The following is a 19,760-nucleotide window of genomic DNA, read 5'->3' as shown; positions in this document are numbered from 1 at the left end:
GAAGGTCAAGGCCCCGGCATTCGCTATTCGAAAACGATTGCCGGACCCTCGGCGTTTGCCGTCTCCATGCTCAACCGCTCGCGCACCTTTTCGGCGATCTCACGATAGACTGCGGCCTGCGCGCTGCCTGGTCGCGATGCCACAACCGGTTGACCGAGGTCCGACAATTCTCGCGTTTCCATCTCAAGCGGCACACCGCCAAGGAACGGAACGCCAAGCCGCTCCGCTTCACGTTGGGCGCCGCCATGACCGAAAATATCGTAGCGCTTGCCGGTGTCGGGGGCGATGAAATAACTCATGTTCTCGACAATGCCGAGCAACGGCACATCGACCTTGCGGAACATGTTCAACCCCTTGCGTGCATCGATTAGCGCCAGATCCTGCGGTGTCGAAACGATCACTGCGCCAGCCAACGGCACTTGCTGCGCCATGGTCAATTGCGCATCGCCCGTGCCGGGAGGCATATCGACCACCAATATATCAAGCTCGCCCCAATCGACTTCGCGCAGCATCTGCGTAAGCGCCGAAATCACCATCGGCCCGCGCCAGATCATCGGCGTTTCTTCATCGACGAGGAAGCCCATCGACATGACTTTCAGGCCGTAATTTTCCATCGGCTTCAAGACGCGGCCATCGACCGTCTGCGGCCTGCCATGAATGCCAAGCAGGCGCGGCATGGACGGTCCATAAATATCAGCGTCCAGCACACCGACTTTCAGCCCGAGCGATTGCAGCCCAAGTGCCAGGTTCACGGCGGTCGTGGATTTGCCGACCCCACCCTTGCCCGAAGCGACCGCGATAATCGAAGCAATGCCCGGCACGCCGCGCTTGCGCGACTCTTGATGTTGATGCGGCGGCGGCGATTGAGGCGGCGCGGCAGGCCGAGGAGCAGGCTTCGGAGGCGCATTTTCCATGCCGCCGCCCTTTTTCTCTGCTGTCAGCGCAACCATCGCGCTGACGACACCCGGTATATCCTTGACCGCGCGCTCAGCGGCCGCACGCAAAGATTCAAGCTCTTTTGCGCGTGCGGCAGGAACGGTTATGGAGAAAAACACTTTCGAATCGGCAATGAAAATGTCCGACACCAGCCCCAGATCTATGATGTTGCTCGAAAAATCCGGCCCCTGAATGGTCCTGAGCTTTTCGGTAACGGCCTCTTTGGTCACGGACATGGCTATCAATCCTCAGCACGATTTCGCGCATGAGATAGGCTAATTTTTGCGCCGAACCAAGCGGGCGCGGCGATGAGCCGCCACTGCGCACTCTAAATTTGGCCCGTGCCTTTGCTGCCGGATGCAATAGAGTGGACTTATCGACACCGAGCTTATGGCGAACGCATGATCGACAAGCTGGAGTTCTTTATCGCTCTCGCAAAGGCCGAGCACTTTGGCCGCGCTGCGGAAGATCTAGGCATTACGCAGCCTACGCTTTCGGCGGCCATCAAGCAGCTTGAGGATCAGTTGGGTGTCATGCTCGTCAATCGCGGCTCGCGCTTTCAGGGGCTGACTGATGAGGGCCAGCAAGTGCTTGGCTGGGCGCGGCGCATCGTTGGCGATGCGCGCGCCATGCGCGAGGAAATGCGAGCTGCTCGCGGCGGCCTGTCGGGTCGCATTCGCATCGCCGCAATCCCGACCGCGCTCGCGATGGTATCGCGATTGACCACGCCGTTTCGCGAAAAGCACCCCGGCGTAACCTTTTCCATTCTGTCTCGAACATCGATTGAAGTGCTCTCGCTGCTCGGCAATCTCGATGTCGATGTAGGAATTACCTATCTTGACAATGAGCCGCTGGGCCGGGTCGTCTCCGTCCCGCTTTATTCGGAGCGCTATCAGCTCATAACCGCCGCCGGTACAGAATTCGCTGATCGCAAATCGGTCAGCTGGGCGGAAATTGCGGCACTGCCGCTATGCCTGCTCACGCCCGATATGCAGAACAGGCGCATCATAGACCAGCATTTGCACGAAGCAGGCGCGACGGTGCGCCCAACGCTGGAATCCAACTCGATGCTGGTTCTTTTCGCGCACATCCGCACCGGCAAATGGTCGTCCATCATGCCGCTCAATCTCGCGGAAACGTTCGGTTTCATGGAGCCCATTCGCTCCATTCCCATCGTGCAGCCCGACGCAAGCCACACCGTCGGACTTGTGGCTGCGCCGCGCGCACCGCACACGCCGCTCGTTTCCGCGCTACTTGATGAAGCCAGGCTTCTGGCAGCGACATTGCGCGACGAAACTGGAAAAGCCGATCCGTCACAAGCTTGATAGATGTTTTCTATCAAACGACGATCCGCCTTTATTGATTTCGGCTCTTCTGTTTGATCTGATAGGGTAAACATATGTAGGGAGGAAGCTGCATGACCGTGCAGCCTACGCGTACCGATATACCGGCGCGAACAGCGGCCGTAATCAGCGAATATCGCGGTCTGGAAGGTCCGCTGCTGCCTATTTTACATGGGCTGCAGGAAGAATTTGGCTATGTTCCGCAGGAGTCTTATCAGGTCATCGCGGACACGTTGAACCTCTCACGTGCCGAGGTCTTCGGGGTAGTTTCCTTCTATCACGATTTCCGCAAAGCGCCCGCCGGACGCCACGTTCTGAAGCTCTGTCAAGCCGAGGCTTGCCAGTCGATGGGGTCGGACAAGGTCGCGGCAAAGATCAAGCAGTTGCTCGGCATAGATTTTCACGAAACTGCCAGCGATGGCTCGGTCACGCTTGAGCCGGTCTATTGCCTTGGCCTTTGCGCTTGCTCGCCTTCCGCAATGCTGGATGGCGAATTGATCGGTCGCGTCGGCGACGATGAAATCGGCGAGATGCTTGAGGTGATCCGCACATGAGCATCACCATCTATGTTCCGCGTGATTCTGCCGCCCTTGCGCTGGGCGCAAACAAGGTTGCCGAGGCCATCGAACGCGAGGTTGCAGCGCGCGGCATGGATGCGCGCGTCGTTCGCAATGGCTCGCGTGGCATGCTCTGGCTGGAACCAATGGTCGAGGTGGAAACTTCATCCGGTCGCACGGCCTATGGACCGGTCAAGGCCAAGGATGTTCCTGCGCTGTTTGACGCTGGCTTGGGATTGGTTGCGCATAGCGCGCATCCGCTGGCGCTCGGCAATGCAGAGGAAATTCCGTTCTTTGCCAGGCAGACACGGCTGACCTTTGCGCGCTGCGGGCTGATCGATCCCCTGTCGCTGGACGATTATCGCGCGCATGGCGGCCTGCGAGGATTGAAAAAAGCGCTGTCCATGAGCCAGCCTGCAATTGTGCAGGAGGTTACGGATTCCGGCCTGCGCGGTCGTGGCGGCGCAGGCTTCCCGACGGGCATCAAGTGGAAGACCGTTCTCGATGCGCAGGCGGATCAAAAATACATTGTCTGCAATGCGGACGAGGGCGACTCGGGCACATTTGCAGATCGCATGATCATGGAGGGTGATCCCTTCGTTCTCATCGAGGGCATGGCGATTGCCGGCATCGCGGTGGGGGCGACCAAAGGCTATATCTACATTCGATCCGAATATCCCGAAGCCATCAAGGTCATGAGCGAGGCGATACTGATTGCGCGGCAGCAGCGCATGCTGGGTTCGCATGTTCTTGGCGGCGATTATGCTTTCGACATGGAAGTGCGCGTTGGCGCTGGCGCCTATGTCTGCGGCGAGGAAACCTCCTTGCTGGAATCGCTGGAAGGCAAGCGTGGACAAGTGCGCGCCAAGCCGCCTCTGCCGGCGCACAAGGGCCTATTTGCCAAGCCGACTGTCATTAACAACGTGATTTCGCTAGCGTCCGTGCCGATCATTCTGGATAAGGGCGCAGCCTACTACAAGGATTTCGGCATGGGTCGCTCGCGCGGAACCATGCCCTTGCAGATTGCGGGGAATGTCAAGCATGGCGGGCTCTTCGAAGCTGCATTTGGCCTGACACTCGGTGAAATCATTGACGAGATCGGTGGCGGCACGGCGACAGGTTCTCCCGTTAAGGCAGTGCAGGTGGGCGGACCGTTGGGAGCCTATTTCCCGCGATCGCTGTTCGACACTCCTTTCGACTACGAAGCCTTTGCGGCAAAGGATGGCTTAATCGGTCACGCGGGCATTGTGGTGTTTGACGAAACCGCGGACATGCTAAAGCAGGCGCGCTTTGCGATGGAATTCTGTGCAATCGAGAGCTGCTCAAAATGCACGCCTTGCCGCATTGGTTCGACGCGCGGCGTGGAAACATTGGACCGGCTCGCCCAGGGCATCGAACCGGAAAAGCAGATCGAAATCGTCAAAGACCTTTGCAACACAATGAAGTTCGGATCGCTGTGCGCACTTGGTGGCTTCACACCATACCCGGTAATGAGTGCGCTAACGCACTTCCCAGATGATTTCCGCCCCGATGCGATGCGGGAGGCAGCAGAATGAAATCCGTTTTTGCCAACACCATGAACAAGGAACGTCAGCCATGAGCCTCGTTCACGAAATCGACTACGGCACGCCGGCTTCGCTGTCAGAAAAGACTGTAACGCTGACCGTCGACGGCAAGCAGATCACGGTGCCGGAAGGCACGTCGATCATGCGTGCGGCGATGGATGGCGGAGTGGAAATTCCGAAGCTCTGCGCAACCGATATGCTGGATTCATACGGCTCCTGCCGCATTTGTCTGGTGGAAATCGAAGGTCGCGGTGGCACGCCTGCTTCGTGCACCACGCCCGCGATGGAAGGCATGGTCGTTCACACCCAGACGGAGCGCCTTCAGGCAATCCGCAAGGGCGTGATGGAACTTTATGTCTCCGATCACCCGATTGGTCACGATATCGAAGCGGGCACGGGCGCAAGCGAGTTTGACAAGACGATCAAGCAAGTCGGTCTGACCGAAGTGCGCTACGACATGCATGGCCGCAATCATGTCATCGCGCAGAATGGCGCTATCAATCCCGATTTCGTCGAGAAGGACGAATCCAATCCGTATTTCACATTTGATTCGTCTCAATGCATCGTGTGCTCGCGCTGTGTCCGCGCTTGCGAAGAAGTGCAGGGAACTTTTGCGCTGACGATTGAGGGGCGTGGTTTCGAAGCGCGCGTGAGGTCCGGCGCTGCCGAGCCTTTCCTGGAATCGGAATGCGTTTCCTGCGGTGCCTGCGTGCAGGCTTGCCCAACTGACGCGCTCCGCGAAAAGTCTGTGCTTGAAAAGGGTATGCCGACAAGCTCGGAGATAACGACCTGCGCCTATTGCGGAGTTGGCTGCTCCTTCAAGGCGGAGATGCAGGGCGAAGAAGTTATTCGCATGGTGCCTTATAAGGATGGCAAGGCCAATCGCGGCCACAGCTGCGTGAAAGGTCGGTTCGCATGGACCTATGCCACGCATAGGGATCGCATTTTGAATCCCATGGTTCGTGAGAAAATCTCGGATCCATGGCGCGAAGTTAGCTGGGACGAGGCGATCAGCCATATCGCAAACGAGTTCCGCCGAATTCAGGACAAGTATGGGCGCAGCTCTATCGGCGGCATAACTTCGTCACGCTGCACCAACGAAGAGACCTTCCTCGTACAGAAGCTTGTGCGTCAGGTGATGGGCAACAACAATGTCGATACCTGTGCCCGCGTCTGCCATTCGCCCACGGGCTATGGGCTGAAGTCGACTTTTGGCACTTCGGCTGGCACGCAGGATTTCGATTCCGTCGAACACACGGATACGGTTCTGATCATTGGCGCAAATCCGACAGACGGGCATCCGGTGTTTGCATCGAGGTTGAAGAAGCGTCTGCGCCAGGGCGCACGGCTCATTGTGATTGATCCACGTCGCACGGACATCGTGCGTTCGCCGCACATACAGGCTGACTATCACCTGCCGCTGCGACCTGGCACGAATGTCGCCGTCATCACAGCGATGGCGCATGTGATCGTCACGGAGGGATTGTTCAACGAGCAGTTCATCCGCGAGCGCTGCGACTGGTCTGAATTTGAGGACTATGCAGAGTTCGTTTCAGAAAAGCGGCACAGCCCGGAAGAGGTTGAAAAGCTGTCCGGCGTTCCAGCCGATCTGATCCGCAATGCGGCGAGGCTTTATGCCAGGGGCGGAAATTCCGCGATCTATTACGGCCTTGGCGTCACCGAACATAGCCAAGGCTCGACGACCGTCATCGCAATCGCAAATATTGCAATGCTCACTGGCAATATCGGTCGTCCGGGCGTTGGCGTTAACCCGCTGCGCGGCCAGAACAATGTGCAGGGCTCGTGCGATATGGGATCGTTCCCGCATGAGTTTCCTGGCTATCGGCATATTTCCGATGACGCGACACGCTCGGTCTATGAGAGCCTTTGGGGCGTGACGCTGGACGAAGAACCTGGGCTGCGCATTCCCAATATGCTCGACGCTGCTGTGGATGGCTCGTTCAAGGGGCTGTATGTGCAGGGCGAAGATATTCTTCAGTCGGATCCCAACACGCAGCACGTCGCGGCTGGTCTTGAGGCGATGGAATGCGTTGTGGTTCACGACCTTTTCCTGAACGAGACGGCGAATTACGCGCATGTGTTCCTGCCGGGTTCGACCTTCCTTGAAAAGGATGGGACGTTCACCAACTCCGAGCGCCGCATCAACCGCGTCCGCAAGGTCATGGCTCCCAAGAACGGCTATGCGGATTGGGAGATTACGCAGTTGATGGCCAGGGCTATGGGTTTCGATTGGAATTATACCCATCCAACCGAGATCATGGACGAAATTGCAGCGACTACACCGAGCTTTGCCGGCGTTAATTACGACCTGCTCGAGCGCGAAGGTTCGGTGCAGTGGCCATGCAATGAAAAAGCACCGCTCGGCACGCCTGTGATGCACATTGGCGGATTTGTCCGGGGCAAGGGTAAGCTGATCAGAACCGAGTACGTCGCGACCGACGAAAAAACCGGGCCGCGTTTCCCGCTGCTGCTGACAACAGGCCGCATCCTTTCCCAGTACAATGTCGGCGCGCAAACCCGGCGCACCGAAAATGTGCATTGGCATGAAGAGGATAGGCTGGAAATTCATCCGCATGATGCGGAGGACCGCGGCATTCGGGACGGTGATTGGGTTCGTATCAAGTCGCGCGCGGGCGAAACAACCTTGCGCGCCCTTATAACCGACCGCGTGGCAACCGGCGTCGTCTACACGACATTCCACCACCCCGACACACAAGCCAATGTCGTTACCACCGACTATTCCGACTGGGCCACAAACTGTCCGGAATACAAGGTCACGGCTGTTCAGGTCGGCCCATCGAACGGCCCGTCCGATTGGCAGGAAGAATATGACGCGCTTGCACGCCGCAACCGGCGAATTTCCGGTCGGTTGGAGGCTGCCGAGTAGCGAAGGCAAATGAAGGCACTTCCAATCGAAAAGGTTGCTCGCGTTGCGCGGCGCGCAACCGGCGTAACAAGCGCGCAACGCAAGGTGCCGGAGGAAACGCCTATTGCGCTTTCCTATGCGGGCACAACTCATGCCGTCATGATGGCAAGCCCGGCAGATCTTGAGGATTTCGCGATAGGATTCAGCCTGACCGAAGGCATTATCGCGCGCGCCGAAGAAATCGAAACCATTGAAATCATTGAGGCTGGCGCGGGCATCGATATCCAGATCAGGCTGAAAGATAAGGCGAACACACGCTTTCAGGCACGACGGCGCAGGTTGGCCGGGCCTGTCGGCTGCGGCCTGTGCGGCATTGAATCTATCGATGAGGCTATGCGCTCGGTCCCCGAAGTAGGTAAGGCAAAAATTACATTATCTTCCTGGGAAATCGCTCAGTCCGTTCGCGACCTGTCTAATCATCAACCCATGCATGCGGCAACCGGCGCGGTACATGCCGCGGGATTTTATCTTCCCGAAAAGGGTATTGTCGCCGCGCGCGAGGACGTGGGTCGGCATAACGCATTGGACAAACTGGCAGGTGCGCTGGTTCGTGATGGTCAGGCAACGTCCACCGGCGCAGTCGTCGTTACCTCGCGCGTGTCGGTGGAGATTGTGCAGAAAACAGCCGCAATTGGCGCGCCCTTCATCATCGCAGTTTCAGCGCCCACGGCGCTTGCTATCAGAACGGCCGAACTGTCGGGCATGACGCTTGTCGCACTCGTGCGCGACGACGAGTTCGACGTCTTTGCACATGCTGAAAGAATTGAATTCGGAGAAGCCCGAAATGTCGCATGAACATACTGCGATGAACACCGGAGAGAAGCTGTTCTACATGGCAAATCAGATTGCCGCGTTTTTTCAGTCACAGCCGAAAAGCGAAGCGGCGGATGGTGTAGCAAAGCACATCAACGATTTCTGGGAACCACGGATGCGTCGTGAGTTCTTCCAGCTTATCGATGCGGGTACCAAGGGCCTTGCGCCTCTTGTTATGGAGGCGCTGCCCAAGATCAGGCGTCCCAAGGACTGAGCATCATTGCTTGGGTGCGTAGCGCGCCGCCTTCTTCCAGTGATCGACGATGTGTCGATATCCATCACGATAGACAGCTTCCGGACTCTCGGCAAAGTCGCGCCACACCTTGGTCGCCGCTGCAAGATCTTTTAGGCCGCGCCCGAAAGACTCGATGGTTAGCCAGTCGTCATAGCCGCTGGCGCGAATCGCCTGAAATGTTTCCTTCCACGGAATGTTGCCACGCCCCGGCACGCCGCGGTCATTCTCCGAAATGTGGATATGTGCGAAGTTGCTTACGTTGCGCGTGTACGCCGCGATAGGGTCGGCTTCCTCGATATTCGAGTGAAACGTGTCATACATGCCCCGAATATTCGGATGTCCGATCTCGGCAATATGCGCCGATAATCCGTCCATCGTGTTGAGCAGATAGCACTCAAAGCGATTGAGCGCCTCCAGCCCGATTGTAACTCCGCGATTACCTGCATGGTCACCAATCGCGCGCTGAGAGGATACCGAGCGCTTGAATTCGGCGGCGGTTGGTCCCGCTCCGCTAAACAGCCCGAGTGTCGAATGCAGTGGCCCCGAAAGTCGGTCCGCACCCAGCGCTTGTGCGCAGTCCAGCGCCCAGCGCATATAGGCGATACCCTTTTTGCGAGTCGCCGCATCCGCGCCGATGAGATTCATCGATGGGTCGCCCATAGCACTGACCGCGGTTCGCTCAAGCCCGATCCTGTCCAGCATCTCGCCAAGCCGCTTGTAGTGATCCGGCTCACCCTCAAAGATCGGAATCTCAACGCCGTCATACCCTGTGGCCTTGATATCCTTGAGCAATTTCTCATGCTTGGCCGTTACGTGCGTTGTCCATAGAAACATGCAGAAGCCAATTTTCATGCGTTCCTCCTCAATCTGGTCGGACCAGATTGGGGCTGCATTTGGCGAAACGCAAGGGCGTCTGATCGCAATTTTGTCATGAACAGATGGCAGGTGCCCCGCTTCTTACATAAGAACATCGGGTATATTTACTTGACGCAGCGTCAACGCCATAGTCATTTCAGCAAACGGGCCGAGAATATCGGTCCGTTTCGGCTTGCGGTAATCATTTCGTTTTACAAGAAGCAATGCAGTGCGGCTGGGATGCCGCGATCATAAGCAGTGCGCCAATGATCAAAAGCAATGAGCTTCGTATTCGCCAACTCCCCATATGGAAGGGGGGGATTGCGCTCGCGCCGCTGCGAGGTGGGCTGAGCAATGAGAGCTATCTCGTCACAGATGGCGCGGGCAAACATGTCGTGCGCATTGGCAAGGATTACCCTTTCCATCACGTATCCCGCGACCGCGAGTTAATGACTTCCCGCGCCGCCTACGAGGCGGGATTTGCTCCGGCTGTGGAACATGCCGAGCATGGACTGATGGTCACGGCTTACATTGAAAGTAAAACGCTGACGGCGGAAGATGTTCGCCAGGATCCAGAGCGTACCGGCAAGTTGCTGCGGCGGTTTCACCAGACCATGCCGCAATTCGTCAGCGGTCCGGCGTTCATGTTCTGGGTTTTCCACGTAATTCGCGACTATGCGCGCACGCTCAGGCAGGGCGGTAGCCGCATGGTCAAGGAACTCGATTTCTATCTGTCGTTAAATGATGAGTTGGAGCAGGCGCAGGTGCCGCTGCCCATCATCTTCGGACACCATGATCTGCTGCCGAACAATTTTCTGGACGATTCCGAACGGCTTTGGCTGATCGACTACGAATATGCAGGCTTTTCGACCGCGATGTTCGACCTTGCAGGCGTGGCATCGAACTCCGGGATGAACGACGCGGAATCAGGCGCGCTTCTCACCGCCTATTTCGGCGAAATGCCGGATGCGGCGACAATGCGATCTTATGCGGCAATGCAATGCGCCTCGCTGTTGCGCGAGGCGATGTGGAGCATGGTGTCGGAACTGCACCTGAACGCGCCGGGCGCAGATTATGTCGGCTACACGTCCGACAACCTCGCCCGCATGCGCGAAAGCCTTGCGCTCTATCGCGAACGCTATCCGTCTTAGCCTTCGGTGACTTTCTCGCCGAAGCTCGAGAAGAATTGTCCGGCCAGTTTCTTCGACGTCGAGGTAATAAGGCGACTGCCAAGCTGCGCCATTTTACCGCCAACGTCGGCCTTTGCGGCATAAGTCAGCACTGTGGCGTCGGGACCGTCCTCTTTCAGGGTCACATCCGCGCCGCCTTTGGCAAAGCCGGCGATCCCACCCTTGCCCTCTCCAGAAATCGTATACGAATGCGGAGGCTTGAGATTAGACAGCGTCACTTCGCCGCCGAAGGTCGCCTTGATAGGTCCGATTTTGAGCACAACTGTTGCTGACATTTCCTTGTCAGACTTCTTTTCCAGCGACTCGCACCCCGGAATGCAGGCGCGCAAAATGTCCGGATCATTCAATCCTTTCCAGACCTTATCGATTGGGGCGGCAATTCGTTCGGTGCCTTCGATCACCAGAGCCATGCGCGGTTCCTCCTGTGCGTTGCTAAGCGTTACCGCACGCGCAGGCTGAATGTCTATCGCACCAAAGTCCTCATCCCGCTTGCCGGAAATTCTCAGGGGTTATAACGATGCGGAACCCAGTCCTCGGAGAAGAATATGGCGGACGCAGGCGGCGTAAAGAAAAGACTCCGGTCGCAGGAGTGGTTCAACAATCCCGACAACCCCGGAATGACCGCGCTCTATCTGGAGCGCTACCTGAATTTCGGGCTTACGCGTGAAGAGCTTCAGTCTGGCAAGCCGCTGATCGGCATTGCGCAAACCGGTTCGGACCTCTCGCCCTGCAACAGGCATCATCTGGAACTGGCGAAGCGCGTGCGCGCTGGCATTGAGGCAGCTGGCGGTGTTCCGTTCGAGTTTCCGTGCCATCCAATTCAGGAAACAGGCAAGCGCCCAACCGCCTCGCTCGACCGCAACCTGGCTTATCTCTCTTTGGTAGAGGTGCTTTACGGCTATCCGCTCGACGGGGTCGTGCTTACCATCGGTTGTGACAAGACCACTCCGGCGCTGTTGATGGCCGCCGCAACGGTCGACATCCCCGCCATTGCGCTTTCGGTCGGGCCGATGCTGAACGGCTGGCACAAGGGGCAGCGCACCGGTTCCGGCACAATTGTCTGGGATTCGCGCCAGCGCTTATCGGCCGGCGAGATCGGCTATGAGGAGTTCATGGAGATCATCGCGTCTTCGGCTCCGTCAGTCGGTTACTGCAATACGATGGGCACAGCAACCACAATGAATTCGCTGGCCGAGGCTTTGGGAATGCAACTGCCGGGTGCCGCCGCGATACCTGCGCCTTATCGCGAGCGCGGGCAAATATCCTATGAGACTGGTAAGCGCATTGTTTCCATGGTCCACGAAGATCTGCGCCCTTCGCAAATCATGACACGCGATGCGTTCGAAAACGCCATCGTAGTCAATTCGGCCATCGGCGGCTCGACCAATGCGCCGATCCATCTCAACGCTATCGCTCGTCATCTCGGCGTGCCGCTGGATAATGACGACTGGCAGACAATCGGCCATCACATTCCGCTGCTGGTCAATCTGCAGCCCGCTGGCGAATATCTGGGTGAGGACTATCACCATGCGGGTGGTGTGCCCGCGGTAATTTCCGAACTTATCAAGGCAAACCTGTTGCCGCATCCCGACGTCATCACCGCCAACGGCAAGACGATGCGTCAGAACTGCGCCCAGGTGGAAAACGCGGACGAAAAGGTCATCCGGCCTGTCTCCGACCCGCTGAAACGCGATGCTGGCTTCATCAATCTCAAGGGAAATCTGTTCGATACGGCTATTATGAAGACGAGCGTTATTTCGGACGAATTCCGGGAGCGCTATCTGTCAAACCCGGATGATCCCGATGCATTCGAGGGTACGGCCATCGTGTTCGACGGACCCGAAGATTATCACGCGCGCATCGACGATCCGGCAGAAGCGATCGACGAACACACCATCCTGTTCATGCGTGGTGCAGGCGCCATCGGCTATCCCGGCGCCGCCGAGGTGGTGAACATGCAGCCGCCCGCATACCTCATCAAGAAGGGCATCCATGCGCTGCCCTGTGTGGGGGATGGTCGCCAATCGGGAACGTCCGGCTCTCCTTCAATCCTCAACGCTTCGCCGGAGGCAGCTGCGGGTGGCGGTCTTGCGCTCGTCAAAAAGGGTGATCGAGTCCGCATCGATTTGCGCAAGGGCACCGCGAATATCCTCATTTCCGATGAGGAGCTGGCGCGCCGTCGCGAGGAACTTCAAAAGAACGGTGGCTACCATTATCCGAAGCACCAGACTCCATGGCAGGAAATCCAGCGTGGCATGGTAGATCAGCTCGGCAGCGGTATGGTACTCAAACCTGCGGTGAAATATCAACGCGTGGCCGAAACCAGCGGCATCCCCCGCGACAACCACTGATAAGAGGCAGATGGCGGCTTAGGCCGCCACCGCCCTTGTTCTTCCAGCAATGCCCGCAAGCTCCCGAATGCCGGGCTCAATGTGCTGCAACGAGATCGACGAGATTCCGAGCCGCATAAAGCGCGTCGGCTTGTCCGTGCGGTCGAAGAAGCGGTCGCCCGGCTCAATCAACACATTGCGTTGCGCGGCTGCTTCGGCAAGGCCGCGCACGTTCACGCCGGCCGGACCTTCCAGCCAGATCGACGAACCGCCTGCCGGTTCGGTAGAACGCCATTCCGGCATCAATGTGCCGAGCGCCTGGGAAAGCCGCTTGCGCCGCTCATCGAACGCGGAGGAAAGCCGACGTACCAGCGCCTCATGATGGCCCAGCGACAAGAACAGCGCGATGGCACGCTGATTGTTCGCTGGCGGATGGCGGAACATGAAGCGGCGCAGCGCGCGCAGTTCCGCGATCAGTTCAGCCGAGGCCACGATGTAGCCAAGCCGCAGGCCCGGCGCGAGCGTTTTGGACATGGAGCCGACATGGATGACGCGACCCGCCCGGTCGAGGCTCTTGAGCGCCTGCTGCGGAGCCTGATCGATCAACTGGCTGTCATAGCCGTCTTCGATGATAATCTGGTTGTTGCGCTGCGCGCGCGTCAGCAAATCTTCGCGCCGCTCCGGCGACAGGGGCACCATCGTGGGGCAATGGTGGCTGGGCGTAACGAATACGAAATTCGCGTCATTCGGAATTGCCGACGTGACGATCCCCTGCTCATCCACGGGCGTCGCAAAAATATCCGCACCCGCAAGCCGGAAGATCGACCGCGCGTCTGGATAGCCGGGGTCTTCCATTGCAACCTTGGTGCCCTTGCTCATCAGCAAATTGGCCAGCATGTAGAGCGCATTCTGCGCGCCCAAGGTCACGATGATCTCGTCGGGATTCGCAAAGATGCCGCGACGAGGCAGCAGCCGTGCCTGTATCTGCTCGATCAGCAATGGATCGTCACGGTCGCCCATGTCGGCCGCCCAGTTGCGAATTTCCAGAACCGCGAGCGCCATACGATTGCACTCGCGCCATTCCGCTGTCGGGAAAAGCGTCGGGTCAAACTGCCCGTAAACAAACGGATAGGTCGTCTTGATCCAGTTATCGTGCTTGAGCGGCGGCGGCATTTCGCTCGCCGCGACTTTCCGCATCGCCTTCCAGTTCACGTCACTGTTTAAAGCAGCGGGCCGATCTTGCGGCTTGGGCGGGCTGGCCAACACTTCGGGATTGACGAAATGGCCGCGACGTTCGCGCGCGACCAGAAAGCCCTGATCCACAAGCTGCTGGAACGCCAATACAACCGTACCGCGTGCTACGCCCAGTTTTTCCGCCAATATCCGGCATGAGGGCAATGGCATGGAGGCCGCAATTTGCCGGTCAAGGATTGCTGCAACAATCGCCTGGCGAATCTGGGCCTGTAAAGTCTGCCCGGACTCTGCTGAAATCCTGAAAAGTCCGGACCAGATGGCCGTATCGTTTCTGTGCGGCATTTGGCGTATTCCTTTTGGCGCAATCACGACGCGCGACTGGACCAGCGTATCCGTGGGCCAATGCATTGCGCCAATGAATAATTCTGATTGCAACCATTAATGCCACTGATAGATCGCGCTTAGTCCAACAGCACAATGTTCGGTTGAGCAGCCATACGAATTCCTCTTGCGAATGCGTGTGGTCTGGTATTGTGCCGTGCGATTGCCTTCAGAGGGACCCCCCGTGACCGATAAAACCGTTGCCGATATTCGTAAGTCGCTTGTTGCTCATCTCCGCGATGGCCCCAAAGACATGCGCAAGGCGTTCGCGAATGATCCTCAGCGCTTCAAGAGTTTCTCTCGCACGCAGGATGATATGTTGCTCGACTGGTCCAAATGCGCGGTCGATGCGGACACGATGGGTTTGCTTGGCGAGCTCGCAGAAGCGGCTGATCTGCCCGGCCGGCGCAAAGCCATGTTCACCGGCAAAAAGATCAATGTCACCGAGAACCGTTCCGTACTGCACACGGCCCTGCGCAATCTTTCCGGCAAGGGCATCACCCTCGATGGCCAAAATGTGCAGGCCGATGTTCTGTCAGTGCTCGATGCGATGGGTCGCTTCTCGGATGCAGTGCGAAGCGGCAAGTTAACCGGCGCGACCGGCAAGCGCATAACTGACGTTATCAATATCGGCATTGGCGGGTCTGATCTTGGCCCGGTCATGGCAACGCTCGCGCTCGCGCCCTACCATGATGGCCCGCGCACGCACTACGTTTCGAATGTCGATGGCGCGCATATCCACGACACGCTGATAGGGCTCGATCCTGCGACGACGCTGGTGATCGTGGCTTCCAAGACCTTCACCACCGTCGAGACGATGACCAACGCCGAGACGGCGCGCAAATGGATTATCCGTGCCTTGGGCAAGGAAGCGGTGAAGAACCACTTCGCGGCAGTTTCGACCGCACTCGACAAGGTTGCCGCCTTCGGCATCGAGTCCGACCGGGTGTTCGGCTTTTGGGATTGGGTCGGCGGGCGTTATTCGCTGTGGTCCGCCATTGGCCTGCCAATCATGATTGCTATAGGCGCCATGCGTTTCCGCGAGTTTCTCGCCGGCGCGCATGAAATGGACGAGCATTTTCTAAAGACGCCGATCCAGAAAAACCTCCCCGCGTTGCTCGGCCTGGTGGGGTATTGGCATCGCGTGACGTGCAAATATCCGGCGCGCGCAATTATCCCCTACGATCAGCGGCTGGCACGGCTTCCTGCCTATCTCCAGCAGCTCGACATGGAGTCGAATGGCAAGAGCGTGACGCTCAGCGGCGGCAGGGTGGCAACGCCAACCGGACCACTCGTGTGGGGCGAGCCCGGCACGAACGGCCAGCACGCATTCTTCCAGCTTCTGCATCAGGGCACAGACACTATTCCAGTCGAATTCCTTATTGCAGCAGAAGGGCATGAGCCCGACCTCAAACAGCATCAGGACCTTCTGCTTGCCAATTGCCTTGCGCAATCCGAGGCGCTGATGAAGGGGCGCACGCTTGCCGAGGCGCAAGCGCAGATGCGCTCCAAGGGCGTGAGTGCGGAGGAGATCAAGAAAATCGCGCCGCACCGCGTCTTTTCAGGCAATCGGCCTTCGATCACGATTCTCTACTGCATGCTCGATCCGCGCACGCTAGGCAGACTGATTGCTCTGTATGAGCACCGCGTATTCGTCGAGGGCGTTCTATTCGACATCAATTCCTTCGATCAATGGGGCGTGGAGCTTGGCAAGGAGCTTGCCACCAACCTGCTGCCGGTTATTGAGGGAAAGCAAAAGCCTTCGAGCGATGCATCGACCGACGGGCTGGTCGCTTATATCCGCAAGCTGCGCGGCTAAAACCGTGGCGTGGAAGGCCGGCAGATTGGCTAGCTTAGCTACGCTGTATAAAAGCGGCACGACAGGGAGTTTCGGGTGACGCAGATAAAAGGCATATTGTTCGACAAGGATGGCACGCTTGTCGATTTTCAAGCAACGTGGCACGCCATTGGCGACGCAATGGCACTGGAAGCCGCACAGGGCGATCGCATGCGGGCGGACGTGCTGATGGACGCGGCGGGCTATGACGCAACCGGCGAAAGATTTCGTGCTGATTCCGTTTTCGCCGCCGGAACCAACGCCGATATCGTCGCCCTTTGGCATCCGGGTCTGACCGACGGTCAGCGCCTTGCGATGATCGAACGCTTCGACAGCTTTTGTGCAATCGAGGGTGCGGCCAAGGCCGTTGCCCTGCCTGGTGTTTTACAGGCCATCAGGGATTTACATGCCAGCGGCATCAAGCTCGGTGTTGCCACCAACGATTCCACCGCGGGCGCAGAGCGCACACTTCTGGCGCTTGGCATTGCGCAAATGTTCGATGCCGCTTTCGGCTATGACGCAGTTGCTAAGCCGAAACCTGCACCGGACTCCGTCATTGCCTTCTGTGATCTCACCGGGCTGAAACCCTCCGAAATTGCGATGGTGGGCGACAATCGCCACGACCTCGAACTCGGCAGGGCAGGCGGCGTTGGGCTGAACGTCGGCGTGCTGTCCGGCACCGGCACGCAGGAAAGCCTGTCGCCGCTGGCAGATATCGTGATCGGCTCGGTTGCCGAACTGCCCACGCTGCTGGCCGCTCAGGGATAGACGATAATTGTCTTGGAACCCTCATCCGCCTGCAGGCGGATGAGGGGTATGAGCACCACCCGCAGTGTGCTCTAGCCCTACCCCCGAAGTTCTTTCCGTAGAATTTTGCCGACTGGCGATTTCGGCAGTTCGGTTCGAAACTCCACCAGACGTGGAACCTTATACGGCGTGAGATTCTTGCGGCAGAAGTCGATGATTTCCTTCTCCGTAAGCGACTGGTCTTTCTTGACGATGAATAGCTTCGGCACTTCGCCTGACTTTTCGTTGGGAACCCCGATAGCGGCGACTTCCAACACGCCGGGATGCGTTGCCACAACATCCTCGAGCTCGTTCGGATACACATTGAACCCGGAAACAAGGATCATATCCTTCTTGCGGTCGACGATCTTGATGTAGCCGCGCTCGTCCATGAAGCCCATGTCGCCGGTTTTGAAGAAACCGTCCTTGGACATCACCTTTTTCGTCTCATCGGGTCTGTTCCAATAGCCCAGCATAACCTGCGGGCCGCGAATGCAGATCTCACCTACTTCGCCCAACGGAACATCTGCGCCACTGTCGTCGCGGATCGCCACTTCGGTCGAAGGAATAGGCAGCCCTATAGTGCCGGAGAACTCTTCAACGTCGAAGCGATTGGCCGTCGCAACGGGCGAGGTTTCGGACAGTCCGTATCCTTCGCTGACCGGAACGCCCGTCGTCTTGAACCAACGTTCCGCCATGTTGCGCTGCGCCGCCATGCCACCTGCAAAGGTGAGCAAAAGCGGCTTGAAGTCGAGCTTGTGAAAATCCGGATTGTTGAGCAAGGCGACAAACAGCGTGTTGAGGCCGGGGAAAACATTGACCGGATATTTCGCGAGTTCTTTGACGAAACCGGGAATGTCGCGCGGATTGGGTATAAGAAGGTTTTGCGCGCCCTGGCTCATGCCCATCAGCGCGTTCACGGTCAGTGCATATATATGATAGAGCGGCAGCGGGCAGACGAAGATCAGCTTGTCGGGTCTGGGCTTTTTGACATAGGCGGTTTCCTGCCAAAGCAGGTTCTGCGCGACGTTGGAAATAATGTTGCGATGGAGCAAAATCGCTCCCTTGGAGATGCCGGTCGTTCCGCCCGTATATTGCAGGAAGGCAATATCATCCGGACCAGGCTTCGCTGGCTGGAAACTCAGCGCGCCGCCCTTTTTCATCGCTGCGGGAAATTTGACATGGCCCGGCAGCGACCATGCGGGCACCATCTTTTTGACGCGGCGCACGATCAGGTTTACGACATGGCCTTTTAGGCCGAGCATGTCCCCCATGGTTGCGACGACCATGTGCTTCACTGGAGTGCGGGCAACGACTTGCTCCAGCGTCGAAGAAAAATTCTCCAGAATGATGATGGCTTCAGCGCCCGAGTCGTTGAGCTGATGTTCCAGTTCTCGCGGCGTGTAGAGCGGATTGACATTGACCACGACGTAACCGGCCCGCAGTATCGCCATCATCGCAACGGGGTACTGCAATACGTTTGGCATCATGATCGCAATGCGCGCACCGGGTGAAAGCCCGAGCGATTGCAGATAGGCGCCGAACGCGGACGAATGCTTTTCCATTTCCGCAAAGGTCAGCGTCTTGCCCATGCAGGTGAATGCAGGGCGTCCCGCAAAGCGACGGCACGAATCCACCAGCAGCTCGCCGATGCTGTTGAAGCTCAGCGGCGCGATTGTGGGCGGAACGACCTGCGAATAGCTGGCAAGCCATGGCTTTGATGTATAGGGCGACGTCGCCCGCTTGAGGTGTGGCGCTTTGCTTTCCTCAGCCTTCGGGGCAGGAGCCTTTGCCGCAACGGGCTTCGCAGCCTGCCTGGATGCAACAGGCTTTCTGGTTTTCGCCGCCGCTTTCGCGGCTGGCTTGTCAGCGCTTGCCTTGGCGTCTGATTTCACTGCGCTCCGTTTCGTGCCGGTCGACTCCTTCGGTGTCTTTGCCAAGAATATCCTCCCTTCCTTGCCGAAACATCGGAACTGTTTCTCAGTGTCCGACACGCTACGTTTTAACTGCACGATTATATCTTACGCATCTATGAGTGGCAGAGCGCGATAGCGCAAGTCTAACGCTACGGAACCCTGCGCGCTCCATCCACCTCAAAAATGCGTTACTGACCGTAACCTTTGTGGCTTTCCAAAAACGCTTGCTCGTCTTCGCTGCTGTTGCGACCCAGCGCACGATTGCGGTGAGGAAAGCGCCCGTATTTCTCTACGATATCGCGATGCTCCAGCGCATATTTGAGTGACTCTTCATCGCCGATTTCCGCAAATACCTTCACGCAATGCTCCTGATCCGACAATGCTTCGGAATGCATAAGCGGCATCGCGAGGAAGCTGCGCTCCGCATCATTCATGTCGCGGTCGAAGCCATTCTTCAAAGCATTGCGAGAGAGCTCAAGCGCAAGGTGATCCGTGGCGAAGGCGCGCGCCGTTCCCCTGAACATGTTGCGCGGAAACTGGTCGAGCGCGATAATTGCCGCTAGCGCTGCACGCGGATCGGTCATTGCTTCCGGTGGAACATGCGCTGCCAATTTTTCATACAGCGGCAGGCAATGCGCGCGAATGCGCTCGTCCAATTGCGCACCTCCCGTAAACCAGTCGTCGGGTGTGAGTTCCTTGAACCAGAAATCCAGAATGTCTTGGGTCCACACAGGCTCCATCGCGGAACTCCCTATAATTGCTATCAACAGTTTGTAAGCATGGTTTCGAAAAACAACCATTGCGTGTAATTTATGAGAAGAAAATACCGCAGAATTGAAAGATTTTGCAAAGCGGTACCTCCTTTGGGCGGTTTG

Annotated in this window: 16 protein-coding genes; 10 read left to right on the top strand and 6 right to left on the bottom strand. The window is 57.8% G+C overall.

The window, feature by feature from the left end; translation table 11 throughout:
- Nucleotides 1–23: 23 nt before the first annotated feature.
- Entirely contained in the window at nucleotides 24–1,172 is a 1,149-nt protein-coding gene (locus tag DY251_RS13440; protein WP_116624411.1) for an Mrp/NBP35 family ATP-binding protein, read from the bottom strand.
- 165 nt (nucleotides 1,173–1,337) lie between these two features.
- On the opposite strand from DY251_RS13440, the gene DY251_RS13435 reads away from it, so the two are divergent.
- The 6 genes from DY251_RS13435 (at nucleotide 1,338) to DY251_RS13410 (ending at nucleotide 8,375) form a co-directional block, all read left to right on the top strand.
- Entirely contained in the window at nucleotides 1,338–2,261 is a 924-nt protein-coding gene (locus DY251_RS13435; protein ID WP_116624410.1) for a LysR family transcriptional regulator, read from the top strand.
- A gap of 92 nt (nucleotides 2,262–2,353) precedes the next feature.
- On the top strand, nucleotides 2,354–2,833 hold the full coding sequence (locus tag DY251_RS13430) for a formate dehydrogenase subunit gamma (RefSeq protein WP_116624409.1): 480 nt from the start codon (nucleotides 2,354–2,356) through the stop codon (nucleotides 2,831–2,833).
- The gene (locus tag DY251_RS13425; protein ID WP_116624408.1) at nucleotides 2,830–4,392 is read left to right on the top strand and encodes a formate dehydrogenase beta subunit; all 1,563 of its coding nucleotides are present in this window, start codon (nucleotides 2,830–2,832) and stop codon (nucleotides 4,390–4,392) included. Before DY251_RS13430 ends, DY251_RS13425 begins: the two co-directional genes overlap by 4 nt.
- A 40-nt stretch (nucleotides 4,393–4,432) precedes the next feature.
- Nucleotides 4,433–7,309: a formate dehydrogenase subunit alpha gene (gene fdhF / locus DY251_RS13420; protein WP_116624407.1), complete on the top strand. Its 2,877-nt coding sequence runs from the start codon at nucleotides 4,433–4,435 to the stop codon at nucleotides 7,307–7,309.
- Between the two features lie 9 nt (nucleotides 7,310–7,318).
- Nucleotides 7,319–8,143, top strand: a complete 825-nt coding sequence (gene fdhD / locus DY251_RS13415; RefSeq protein WP_116624406.1) for a formate dehydrogenase accessory sulfurtransferase FdhD — start codon at nucleotides 7,319–7,321, stop codon at nucleotides 8,141–8,143.
- Entirely contained in the window at nucleotides 8,133–8,375 is a 243-nt protein-coding gene (locus DY251_RS13410; RefSeq protein ID WP_116624405.1) for a formate dehydrogenase subunit delta, read from the top strand. Before fdhD ends, DY251_RS13410 begins: the two co-directional genes overlap by 11 nt.
- A 3-nt stretch (nucleotides 8,376–8,378) precedes the next feature.
- Here DY251_RS13410 and DY251_RS13405 read toward each other — a convergent pair whose 3' ends face one another.
- Nucleotides 8,379–9,248 (bottom strand): sugar phosphate isomerase/epimerase family protein, encoded by an 870-nt coding sequence (locus DY251_RS13405; protein WP_116624404.1) that lies wholly within the window; start codon nucleotides 9,246–9,248, stop codon nucleotides 8,379–8,381.
- A gap of 269 nt (nucleotides 9,249–9,517) precedes the next feature.
- Here DY251_RS13405 and DY251_RS13400 point away from each other — a divergent pair, with 269 nt between their 5' ends.
- A complete protein-coding gene (locus DY251_RS13400; protein ID WP_116624449.1) occupies nucleotides 9,518–10,402 on the top strand; it encodes a choline/ethanolamine kinase family protein in 885 nt (294 codons plus the stop codon).
- Here DY251_RS13400 and DY251_RS13395 read toward each other — a convergent pair.
- Nucleotides 10,399–10,851, bottom strand: a complete 453-nt coding sequence (locus DY251_RS13395) for an SRPBCC family protein (protein ID WP_116624403.1) — start codon at nucleotides 10,849–10,851, stop codon at nucleotides 10,399–10,401. The genes DY251_RS13400 and DY251_RS13395 overlap by 4 nt on opposite strands.
- Before the next feature lie 135 nt (nucleotides 10,852–10,986).
- On the opposite strand from DY251_RS13395, the gene DY251_RS13390 reads away from it, so the two are divergent.
- Nucleotides 10,987–12,792: an IlvD/Edd family dehydratase gene (locus tag DY251_RS13390; protein WP_116624402.1), complete on the top strand. Its 1,806-nt coding sequence runs from the start codon at nucleotides 10,987–10,989 to the stop codon at nucleotides 12,790–12,792.
- An 18-nt stretch (nucleotides 12,793–12,810) separates the two neighbouring features.
- Here the strand turns inward: DY251_RS13390 and pdxR are convergent, their stop codons facing one another.
- Complete coding sequence (gene pdxR / locus DY251_RS13385; protein WP_116624448.1) at nucleotides 12,811–14,307, bottom strand: MocR-like pyridoxine biosynthesis transcription factor PdxR; 1,497 nt, start codon at nucleotides 14,305–14,307, stop codon at nucleotides 12,811–12,813.
- Nucleotides 14,308–14,479: 172 nt separating this feature from the next.
- Between pdxR and pgi the strand changes: the two genes are divergently transcribed.
- The gene (gene pgi, locus DY251_RS13380) at nucleotides 14,480–16,165 is read left to right on the top strand and encodes a glucose-6-phosphate isomerase (RefSeq protein WP_116624401.1); all 1,686 of its coding nucleotides are present in this window, start codon (nucleotides 14,480–14,482) and stop codon (nucleotides 16,163–16,165) included.
- Nucleotides 16,166–16,240: 75 nt separating this feature from the next.
- Nucleotides 16,241–16,951: an HAD family hydrolase gene (locus DY251_RS13375; protein ID WP_116624400.1), complete on the top strand. Its 711-nt coding sequence runs from the start codon at nucleotides 16,241–16,243 to the stop codon at nucleotides 16,949–16,951.
- A 77-nt stretch (nucleotides 16,952–17,028) separates the two neighbouring features.
- Here DY251_RS13375 and DY251_RS13370 read toward each other — a convergent pair whose 3' ends face one another.
- A complete protein-coding gene (locus DY251_RS13370; protein WP_281004460.1) occupies nucleotides 17,029–18,909 on the bottom strand; it encodes a long-chain-fatty-acid--CoA ligase in 1,881 nt (626 codons plus the stop codon).
- A 164-nt stretch (nucleotides 18,910–19,073) separates the two neighbouring features.
- On the bottom strand, nucleotides 19,074–19,625 hold the full coding sequence (locus DY251_RS13365; RefSeq protein ID WP_116624398.1) for a DUF924 family protein: 552 nt from the start codon (nucleotides 19,623–19,625) through the stop codon (nucleotides 19,074–19,076).
- Nucleotides 19,626–19,760: the final 135 nt, after the last annotated feature.

Source organism: Mesorhizobium denitrificans, assembly GCF_003403035.1.
Classification (GTDB): Bacteria; Pseudomonadota; Alphaproteobacteria; order Rhizobiales; family Rhizobiaceae; genus Mesorhizobium_G; species Mesorhizobium_G denitrificans.
This window is presented reverse-complemented; position numbering and strand designations above follow the sequence as displayed.

Excerpts from the sequence above, each read along its gene's own strand:
- pgi (WP_116624401.1), top strand. The coding sequence starts at position 14,480 with ATGCGTGTGGTCTGGTATTGTGCCGTGCGATTGCCTTCAGAGGGACCC.
- DY251_RS13410 (WP_116624405.1), top strand. The coding sequence starts at position 8,133 with ATGTCGCATGAACATACTGCGATGAACACCGGAGAGAAGCTGTTCTAC.
- pdxR (WP_116624448.1), bottom strand. The coding sequence starts at position 14,307 with ATGCCGCACAGAAACGATACGGCCATCTGGTCCGGACTTTTCAGGATT.
- DY251_RS13365 (WP_116624398.1), bottom strand. The coding sequence starts at position 19,625 with ATGGAGCCTGTGTGGACCCAAGACATTCTGGATTTCTGGTTCAAGGAA.
- DY251_RS13405 (WP_116624404.1), bottom strand. The coding sequence starts at position 9,248 with ATGAAAATTGGCTTCTGCATGTTTCTATGGACAACGCACGTAACGGCC.
- DY251_RS13425 (WP_116624408.1), top strand. The coding sequence starts at position 2,830 with ATGAGCATCACCATCTATGTTCCGCGTGATTCTGCCGCCCTTGCGCTG.
- DY251_RS13435 (WP_116624410.1), top strand. The coding sequence starts at position 1,338 with ATGATCGACAAGCTGGAGTTCTTTATCGCTCTCGCAAAGGCCGAGCAC.
- DY251_RS13440 (WP_116624411.1), bottom strand. The coding sequence starts at position 1,172 with ATGTCCGTGACCAAAGAGGCCGTTACCGAAAAGCTCAGGACCATTCAG.
- fdhF (WP_116624407.1), top strand. The coding sequence starts at position 4,433 with ATGAGCCTCGTTCACGAAATCGACTACGGCACGCCGGCTTCGCTGTCA.
- DY251_RS13390 (WP_116624402.1), top strand. The coding sequence starts at position 10,987 with ATGGCGGACGCAGGCGGCGTAAAGAAAAGACTCCGGTCGCAGGAGTGG.
- DY251_RS13395 (WP_116624403.1), bottom strand. The coding sequence starts at position 10,851 with ATGGCTCTGGTGATCGAAGGCACCGAACGAATTGCCGCCCCAATCGAT.
- DY251_RS13400 (WP_116624449.1), top strand. The coding sequence starts at position 9,518 with ATGATCAAAAGCAATGAGCTTCGTATTCGCCAACTCCCCATATGGAAG.
- DY251_RS13430 (WP_116624409.1), top strand. The coding sequence starts at position 2,354 with ATGACCGTGCAGCCTACGCGTACCGATATACCGGCGCGAACAGCGGCC.
- fdhD (WP_116624406.1), top strand. The coding sequence starts at position 7,319 with ATGAAGGCACTTCCAATCGAAAAGGTTGCTCGCGTTGCGCGGCGCGCA.